Source organism: Mycobacterium sp., from assembly GCF_032162105.1.
GTDB lineage: Bacteria > Actinomycetota > Actinomycetes > Mycobacteriales > Mycobacteriaceae > Mycobacterium.
Genome location: NZ_JAVRPS010000136.1, coordinates 1 through 8,954 on the forward strand (window position 1 = coordinate 1; position 8,954 = coordinate 8,954).

9 protein-coding genes are annotated in these 8,954 nt (G+C 67.9%); 4 read left to right on the plus strand and 5 right to left on the minus strand.

Annotated elements, in window-relative coordinates; translation table 11 throughout:
- Positions 1–182 precede the first annotated feature (182 nt).
- Both QOC69_RS06665 and QOC69_RS06670 read left to right on the plus strand, forming a co-directional pair.
- On the plus strand, positions 183–884 hold the full coding sequence (locus QOC69_RS06665) for a response regulator transcription factor (protein ID WP_526437603.1): 702 nt from the start codon (positions 183–185) through the stop codon (positions 882–884).
- Positions 885–888: 4 nt separating this feature from the next.
- Positions 889–2,229 carry a sensor histidine kinase gene (locus tag QOC69_RS06670; RefSeq protein ID WP_526437605.1) on the plus strand — a complete coding sequence of 447 codons (1,341 nt, stop codon included), beginning with the start codon at positions 889–891 and terminating at the stop codon, positions 2,227–2,229.
- A 17-nt stretch (positions 2,230–2,246) separates the two neighbouring features.
- On the opposite strand, the gene arfC is transcribed toward QOC69_RS06670, so the two are convergent.
- The 4 genes from arfC to QOC69_RS06690 are packed head-to-tail and all read right to left on the minus strand — an operon-like array spanning position 2,247 to position 4,312.
- Positions 2,247–2,675 carry a channel accessory protein ArfC, sunset domain variant gene (gene arfC, locus QOC69_RS06675; RefSeq protein ID WP_526437607.1) on the minus strand — a complete coding sequence of 143 codons (429 nt, stop codon included), beginning with the start codon at positions 2,673–2,675 and terminating at the stop codon, positions 2,247–2,249.
- Entirely contained in the window at positions 2,672–2,824 is a 153-nt protein-coding gene (arfB, locus tag QOC69_RS06680) for a channel accessory protein ArfB (protein WP_526437609.1), read from the minus strand. The genes arfC and arfB overlap by 4 nt, the downstream gene beginning before the upstream one ends.
- Positions 2,825–2,835: 11 nt before the next feature.
- Positions 2,836–3,885: a channel-forming protein ArfA/OmpATb gene (gene arfA, locus QOC69_RS06685; protein WP_526437611.1), complete on the minus strand. Its 1,050-nt coding sequence runs from the start codon at positions 3,883–3,885 to the stop codon at positions 2,836–2,838.
- A gap of 58 nt (positions 3,886–3,943) precedes the next feature.
- The gene (locus QOC69_RS06690) at positions 3,944–4,312 is read right to left on the minus strand and encodes an FKBP-type peptidyl-prolyl cis-trans isomerase (RefSeq protein ID WP_526437613.1); all 369 of its coding nucleotides are present in this window, start codon (positions 4,310–4,312) and stop codon (positions 3,944–3,946) included.
- A 31-nt stretch (positions 4,313–4,343) separates the two neighbouring features.
- Between QOC69_RS06690 and QOC69_RS06695 the strand changes: the two genes are divergently transcribed.
- Positions 4,344–4,592 (plus strand): DUF2630 family protein, encoded by a 249-nt coding sequence (locus QOC69_RS06695; RefSeq protein WP_526437615.1) that lies wholly within the window; start codon positions 4,344–4,346, stop codon positions 4,590–4,592.
- Positions 4,593–4,598: 6 nt separating this feature from the next.
- Positions 4,599–6,161 (plus strand): phytoene desaturase family protein, encoded by a 1,563-nt coding sequence (locus QOC69_RS06700; RefSeq protein WP_526437617.1) that lies wholly within the window; start codon positions 4,599–4,601, stop codon positions 6,159–6,161.
- Here the strand turns inward: QOC69_RS06700 and QOC69_RS06705 are convergent.
- A partial coding sequence (locus tag QOC69_RS06705; protein ID WP_526437619.1) for an ATP-binding protein occupies positions 6,095–8,954 on the minus strand: 2,860 nt, incomplete at its 5' end. The genes QOC69_RS06700 and QOC69_RS06705 overlap by 67 nt on opposite strands.

Below are 8,954 nucleotides of genomic sequence, written 5' to 3' on the forward strand. Positions count from 1 at the left end.
GACCGGCCCGAGGCCGTCGTCGGGTTGGACGATCAGGTGGGGACCGGTGGGATGCACGATTGATGAAGTTAGCACTGGTAACGGCTGTTTGGTCGGGACGCGGCATGAACTCTCGCAGACGGCATCGCAGCGCAGTCCCGCGCCTAACACGCCTGGAGAGGGTCATCGGGCAAGATGACTGTATGGACAGCGGTGGTTCATCCCCCCGAGTACTCGTGGTCGACGACGATCCCGACGTGCTCGCGTCGTTGGAGCGTGGGCTCCGGCTGTCCGGCTTCGACGTCACGACGGCCGTGGACGGGGCCGAAGCGCTGCGCAGCGCCACCGAGACCCGGCCCGACGCGATCGTCCTCGACATCAACATGCCGATCCTCGACGGGGTCAGCGTGGTGACCGCGCTGCGCGCGATGGACAACGACGTCCCGGTGTGCGTGCTGTCCGCGCGCAGCTCGGTCGACGACCGCGTCGCCGGTCTGGAGGCGGGCGCCGACGACTACCTGGTCAAGCCGTTCGTGCTGGCCGAGTTGGTGGCTCGGGTCAAGGCGCTGCTGCGCCGACGCGGTGCCACCGCGACGTTCTCGTCGGAGACCATCGCCGTCGGCCCGCTGGAGGTCGACATCCCCGGCAGGCGCGCCCGCGTCAACGGAGTCGACGTCGACCTGACCAAGCGCGAATTCGACCTGCTCGCGGTGCTCGCCGAGCACAAGACCGCGGTGCTGTCCCGGGCCCAGCTTCTCGAGCTCGTCTGGGGCTACGACTTCGCGGCCGACACCAACGTGGTGGACGTGTTCATCGGATACCTCCGCCGCAAGCTCGAGGCCAACGGCGCGCCACGCCTGCTGCACACGGTGCGCGGGGTGGGATTCGTCCTCCGCACGCAGTGATGAGATGAATCGCCTGTCGCGGTACTTCCGGCGCACCCCTTCGCTCCGGACCCGCGTCGCGTTCGCCACGGCCATCGCGGCGGCGATCGTGGTCGGCATCGTCGGCACCATCGTCTGGGTCGGTATCACCAACGACCGCAAGGAGCGCCTCGACCGCCGCCTCGACGAGGCGGCCGGGTTCGCGATCCCGTTCCTGCCGCGAGGCCTCGACCAGATCCCGAAGTCGCCCAACGACCAGGACGCGATCATCACCGTGCGCAAGGACGGCGACGTCACGTCGAACTCGAACGTGATCCTGCCCGAGTTGTCGCCCGGCTACGCCGACACCAACGTCAACGGGGTGCGCTACCGGGTGCGCACGGTCGAGATCCGGGTGCCCGAACCGATGTCGGTGGCCGTCGGTGCCACCTACGACTTCACCCTCGCCGACACCTACAACCTGCACCGGCGGGTGATCATCATCTGTCTGTTCGCGATCGGCGCGGCCGCGGTCGCCGGCTGGCTGCTTGCCGCGTTCGCGGTGCGGCCGCTGAAACGGCTCGCCCAGCAGACGCGGGCGATCGACGTGGGAGGTGAGGCACCCGACGTCGAAGTGCGGGGTGCCACCGAGGCGGTCGAGATCGCCGACGCGGTCAACGGCATGGTGCAACGCATCTGGGAGGAGCAGGACAACACCAAGGCCGCGCTCGCGTCGGCCCGCGACTTCGCCGCGGTGACGTCACACGAGCTGCGCACTCCACTCACGGCCATGCGCACCAACCTCGAGGTGCTGTCCACCCTGGACATGCCCGAGGAGCAGCGCAAGGAAGTGCTCAACGACCTCATCCGTACCCAGACGCGCATCGAGGCGACGCTGTCGGCGATCGAGCGGCTTGCGCAGGGCCAGTTGTCCACGTTCGACGACCATGTTCCTGTCGACATCACCGAGCTGCTCGACCGGGCCGCTCACGACGCGATGCGCGTGTTCCCCGACCTGGACGTGTCGCTGGCGCCCGCGCCGACGGTGATCATCGTCGGCCTGCCCGCCGGGCTGCGGCTGGCCGTCGACAACGCGATCGCCAACGCCGTGAAGCATGGTGGTGCGACCCGGGTGCAGCTGTCCGCGGTGAGCTCACGCGCCGGGGTGGAGATCGCGATCGACGACGACGGATGCGGTGTGCCCGACGAGGAGCGCAAGGTGGTGTTCGAACGGTTCTCACGGGGGTCGACGGCATCGCACTCGGGCTCCGGACTGGGCCTGGCGTTGGTCGCTCAGCAGGCCGAAATACATGGCGGCACGGCATCATTGGACGATAGCCCGCTTGGCGGCGCCCGACTGCTACTGCGGCTGCCCGGCCCGTCGTAACGGGCTCTGCTGCGCTGCTACTTGCCGCGCTGGGACTTGCCGCTGTCCCAACGATTGAAGCCCGCCGCTTCTGCCGTCTCGACGTCGCGGAACCACACTTCGGCGACCGTCCGCTTGTACGTCGGGCTCTCCGCTGAGTGGTAGAGCATCGAATCCTCGTTGCCCTTGATCGTGTAGCCGGACGGAGCGTCCGCCGATGCCACCGCAAGCCGCAGCGAGCCCTCGCCGTACGGTGGTTCCTCGACGGGAGCCGTTGTCTCGGTGACCTTGTCGGCCGGCGGGGTATCGCTGCCCGAGTCGACGAGCTTCGCCGCGGACCCGCCACCGGCCGCTCCCGCCCCAGCGGATACCGGCGCCTCGCGCTCGACCCGCCGGATCATGAAGGCCGCCGTGATGACCAACCCGAGCACGAAGGCCAGTGCCACGAACCACCAGTTCACGGTCATTTCCCTGTTCCCGGTTCCGGCGCACCCAGGTCGGCCAGCGCGGCCTCCTCGCTGGTGTGCTTGATCGTGACCGCGGCGAGCGCCCATGCGACCAGCGACCCCGCCAGGAACGCGAGCAGGTACCACACCCATTGGATGACGAAGTCCATGTCGAATCTCCTCAGCTGACCGTGATCTCGACGCGGCGGTTCTGCGCCCGGCCCTCGGGGGTGCCGTTGTTCGCGACGGGATCAGCCGAGCCCGCGCCCCGCGAGGTCACGGCGCCGGCGGTCACTCCGTCCGAAACGAGAGCATCCGCAACGGCTTTGGCGCGACTCGCGCTGAGCGGCACGTTGATGGCGTCGTTGCCGCTGTTGTCGGTGTGTCCGGCCACTGCCACCTTGACATCGGGGCAGGCCTTCAGCTTGCCCGCGACCTGGGACACCAGTTGCCGTGAGTCCGGCGCCAACGTGAAGCCGTCGGTGCTGAAGTTGATCGGCGTGCGCAGCAGCCCGGTGATGTCGGCCTGAAGCGTCGCGCAGGCGCCGCCTGTGCCCACCCCGGCAGGTGGAGCTGCCGGCGGTGCAGGCGGTGCCGATGCCGCCGTGACCTGAATGTTGTTGACTATCTTGACATTCGGCCATGCCGCGGCGGCTGCCGCTTCAGCGGCCCCCTTCAGGTCCTCTGACGGCGCGGTGCCGCTCAACGTCAGCGTGTCACGTTCGAGGTGCAAGCCGAAGTCGGGAATGCCGACGGCGGCGCTGAACACCCCACCCAGTCCGGCGAAATCGGGAACGCTGACGCCAGGGACCACCTTGAGGTTGTCGACGATGGCCGCACCCGGCAACGCGGTCTTGAGCGCATCGAGCAACGATGCCTTCGTCGACTCGTCGGGTACTTCACCGGCGAGGGTAAAGCCCTTGACGCCCGCGGGGTCACCCACGTTGCCGTTGCGCACGATCGAGAAGGGCGCGGAACCCGCTGCGGGCACGCCTGCGCTCGTCGTCGCGACGGAAGGACTCGATGGCGCCGTGAGGGTGGCCGACGGGTCCACGCTTGGCGTGGTGAGTTCGAGGTCCTTGTCCGAGCGATCCATACCGGCCCAGCCGATCAGGGCGAGCAGAGCGGGAATGACCAGGAAGGCCAGCAGCCACCCAAGGCCGGGTTGTCGTCGGTAGAACTTCGAGTTGGTGCGCCGCTTGGCCGTTTGGTCCTCGTCGGATCCCGCCATGGGCCTCCTGTCGTCGGCAGCCAGCCTAGGGTCGCCTGGGAAGGGTCGGGGCGTCCGGTCAGCGAACGTCGAGCAGATCGATGACGAAGATCAGCGTCTTGCCCGACAGCCGGTGCCCCGAGCCCGCCGGTCCGTAGGCCTGGGCCGGCGGGATGACCAGCTTGCGCCGTCCGCCCACCTGCATGCCAGGGATACCGTCCTGCCAGCCCTGAATCAGACCGCGCAGGGGGAATTCGATTGACTCGCCCCGGTTCCACGAGCTGTCGAACTCTTCGCCCGTGTCGTACTCGACGCCGACGTAGTGCACCTTGACGGTGCCGCCGGGGACCGCTTCGGCGCCGTCACCCACCACTACGTCCTCGATCACCAGTTCAGCGGGTGCGGGACCGTCGGGGAATTCGATCTCGGGTTTCTTGTCGCTCGCCACGCCCAACACCGTAGTCGGGCAGACTGGTCGGGTGGACAAGGACCGTGACATTCTCGCCGAGGTCAACCAGCTCGTCGCCGAGGAGCGTGAGCTCCGGGCCAAGGTGCAACACCATCAGATCGATGAAACCGAGGAGCATCAGCGACTGCGCTCCGTGGAAGTTCAGCTCGACCAGTGCTGGGACCTGCTCCGGCAACGCCGGGCACTGCGCGAGACCGGTCAGGACCCCGATCAGGCTCAGGTGCGTCCGCCCGATCAGGTCGAGGGCTACCTGAACTGATCGGCCGTGACGTCCGACGATCGCTTCGACGTCGTCATCATTGGCGGCGGTCACAACGGCCTGGTCGCCGCCGCCTACCTGGCGCGGGCGGGCCGCCGGGTGCGGGTGCTCGAACGCCTCGATCACGTCGGCGGCGCTGCCGTCTCGGCGCACGCATTCGACGGCGTGGACGCCCGGCTGTCGCGCTACTCGTACCTCGTCAGCCTGCTGCCGCGGCGCATCCTCGACGACCTCGGGGCCCGGGTTCGCCTGTCCCGCCGCCGCGATTCGTCCTATACCCCGGACCCCGCCACCGCGGGTGAGACCGGCCTGCTGGTGGGACGGCACAGTACGTTCGACGCCGTTGGCGCGGCAGGCGACCAACCGGGCTTCGACGAGTTCTACCGCCGCTGCCGCACCGTCACGGGGCGGCTGTGGCCGACGCTGACCGAGCCGTTGCGGACCAGGCGCGTCGCGCGGGACCACGTGCTTGCCTGCGGCGAACCCGACGCCGCCATCGCCTGGGAGCAAATGGTCGCCGCGCCGATCGGCGATGCGATCACCGGCGCGGTGGGCAGCGACCTGGTCCGCGGAGTGATGGCCACCGATGCGTTGATCGGCACCTTCGCCCGCACCGACGATCGGTCGCTCGTGCAGAACGTGTGCTTCCTCTACCACCTGCTCGGCGGCGGAACCGGTGACTGGGACGTCCCGATCGGCGGCATGGGCGCCGTGAGCGGTGCGCTCGCCGCGGCGGCGTTCGGCCATGGCGCCGACATCGTCACCGGCGCCGACGTCCACGCCGTCACCCCCGACGGCGAGGTGGTCTACCGCCACGACGACACCGAGCGTCGGATCCACGGGCGGACGATCCTGGCCGGGGTGACCCCTACGGTGCTGGCGCGACTGCTCGGCGAACCGGAGCCGACGCAGGCGCAGGGCGCCCAGGTCAAGGTGAACCTGATGCTGCGGCGGCTACCGCGGCTGCGTGACGAATCCGTGCGTCCCGAACAGGCTTTCGGCGGCACCTTCCACATCAACGAGAACCTCAGTCAGCTCGATGCCGCGTACGACCGGGCGGTCGGCGGCAGCGTGCCCGATCCGCTGCCGTGTGAGATCTACTGCCACTCACTGAGCGATCCGACGATCCTGTCCGACGAACTCTCGCGTTCCGGCGCGCAGACCCTCACGGTGTTCGGCCTGCACACCCCGCATCATCTGATCACCGCCGCCGATCCCGACGGCATGCGGGCACGACTGACCGACGCAGTCCTTGTGTCGCTGGATTCCGTTCTCGCCGAGCCCATCCGGGACGTCGTGATGAGTGATGCACACGGCAGGTCCTGCATCGAAGCGAAGACGACGGCGGATCTGGAGGATGCGCTCGGCATGACGGCGGGCAACATCTTCCACGGCGCTCTGCGTTGGCCGTTCGTCGAGGACGACGAGCCACTGGAGACACCCGCTCAGCGGTGGGGGGTTGCGACGTCGCACGACCGGATTCTGTTGTGCGGCTCAGCCTCTCACCGGGGCGGCGCGGTGTCGGGGATCGGCGGCCACAACGCCGCCATGGCAGTACTGGAGGGATGACCTGCGGCCATCGACTTTGCCAATGCCATGTGACCCTCGAAGCCGAGGTTGGTCGCCCTCGCCTGATAGCGGTCGGAAAACTGCCGATACGCCGTGTCATCGCCACGGGCTCTTGCCAGCAACGCCCGAAGCCGGAGCAGCGCGACGTCGCACACCGCCAGGTCTTGGATGGTCGCGTTCGCCAGTCTCTCGGTCGCCTCCTCCGCCTCCGCCACATCGCCATCGGCAGCACGGTCGAGCAATGTCTCCACCAGGATGCTGGTGCACATGACGCTGAATCCGAACTGCCCGTTGGCGAAGACGGTGTCGACCGACGCCCGTATGATCGGAATCGCGTCATCAGCATCTCCCTGCCGCACCCGCTCCCGGGCGAGGTAGATGTCGACGATCGGCAGTTCGGTCGCGAAGAACTGCCCACTCAGACACAGGTCGCGAGTCTCGGCGAGGTACCGCAGTCCGCGATCCCGGTCGGTGCCGCTTTCGATGAGGGCGCCGGCGGTGATGTACCGGGTCAGCGCCAACGTGGTGTGATCACCGGTTTTCACGGCGATCTCGAGCGCCTCCTCCAGATCACGAACCGCCATGGCGTCGGGCAGCAGGACACGGTTGATGATCGCGGAGCCGTACTTGTATACGACGGCGCTGGCGAAGGTGTGCGCGTCGGCATTCCTGGCCATCGCGAGGGCATCGTCGAAATCGGCTCGCCAGCCCGAAATCCCCATCCAATACCGGGCAAGGCCGCGAAACAGGATCGACAGGGACAACGGCGACCCGAGAACGAAACCGCCCTTGGTGACATCGCCGTCGGCGAGGTCGATCGCGCGCTGGGTCCAGCGCAGCAGTTCGGTCATCTGACCGGTCTCCTGGTAGACGACCATTGCGCCGAAGGCCAGCCCAACAGTCAGTTCGGGGTCTCCGATCGCCTCGAGCAGAACAGTCTGTTCGGACACCAGGCGGACCGCCTCTGGCGCGCGGCCGTGCAGCATGCACTCCGTGATCTGGCCGAGCATCGCGATGGCCAGCGACCGATTGTCACCCGCCGCGGCGCACAGTTCGCGCAGTTCGTCGAAGCCGGAATGAGAGACGTTGGTCGCCGTTCGATACGCGGTGGCGCACAGCAGCGTTCGGGGTGCAATGCGCATCGCCGTACGGTCCGGGTCGTCTGAGGGCAAGGCATCTGCGACGTCTCGCGCTCGGTGCCAGCTGGTGCGCGCGGCGATGATGTCACGGTTGGTCGACCACGCGCCGGCCCGCATGTGCCAGACGTAGGTGGGATGGCTCTCACCAGCCGATTCCAGGTGTTCGGCGATCAGCGCGGCGTTCTCGTCGGCCGCCTCGGGATTGCGCTCCGCGATCGACGAGGCCAGCCGTCGGTGCAGTTCTGCACGGTCGGCCTTCAGCTGCGACTCGTAGGCCACTGCGCGGATCAGCGGGTGGTGAAAGACGTATTCCGAGGGCTGGGTGAACTTCACCTGGTCGATCAACTCGGCCGCGACCAGTTCGTCCGCGACGTCATCGATGCCGAGCGCAACGAGCAGTTCGGTGCCGAACCGGGATCCGATCACCGCCGCGGCGTTCAACGTGCGCTTGCCTGCGGGGTCGAGGCGGTCGATGCGGGCAGCGATGGCCGCGTGCAGGGTCGGCGGGATGGTGACGTCCGTGTACTCGACGTTGCGGACGTACGAACCGCGTCCGCCTCGAAGCGCACCCTGCTCGGCAAGATTTCGCACCAGTTCCTGGGCGAAGAAGGGATTGCCTGCCGCTCTCTCCGCGATCGTCCCGGCAAGTACCGCCACCGACGGATCGGTGCCCAGGTGTTCGGCGATCAACGCTGCCGAGTCCGGCCGACTCAGCGGCGCAAGCGCAATCGTTTGGCTACCGGCGACACGGCTCAGAGCCCCACGGTATTCGGGACGATAGGTCACCATCACCAACGACGGGGTCTGTGGAATCACCACCATGAAGTCGGCCAACATCGATTCGCTGACGTCGTCGATCCAGTGGGCGTCCTCGATGACGTAGACAGCCGGTGGCGCTCGGGCCTTCAAGACCGCATTGACCAATGCGGTCAGTCGCCTCCGGCGCGCGTCCGGGTCGATGCTGGGCACGGCCACGTCCGGATTCGCAACGCCAAGGAGGTCGTAGAACAGCAGCATGTCCTGCGGGTCGGCGTCGGGGACCAGAGCCTGCAGCCGGGTGCGCGCGGTTTCGCCATCGGCTTCGTCGACCCCGGTGGCCGCACGAAGCAGCCGGCCGACGACGTGGAAGGGCACTTCGCGCTCATGTGATTCGCAATACGCGCTGATGACCTCGACGCCCTTCGTGATTGCGATCGACGCGATCTCGCGAACCACGCGGCTCTTGCCCATTCCGGCAGGGCCAACGACACCGACCACCCCACCGTGTCCGTCGATGGCGCCCTGCAGGATGCCTTCCACCGCCGGTATCTCCCAGCGGCGGCCAACGAGGCTCAGCTCACCCCGGCCGCTCACGCCGGACTGCAAGGTGACGGCCAACAGACGTCGCGCGAGAACAGGATCCTCGCGGCCCTTGAGGTGCACCGGCTCAGGGTCACTCAGTTTCACCAGGTCGCCGACGAGCTGCGCGGTCGACTCGGAGACCATCACACCACCCGGCGGAGCGGCGGACTCCATCCGCTGCGCCATCCCGACCTGCTCGCCGACGGCGGTGTAACCGAATGGGCCTGAACCAATCTCACCGGCGATCACCTGGCCCGAGTTCAGGCCCACCCGCAACAACAGCTCCACACCGTCGCGCTCTCGAACGTCGACC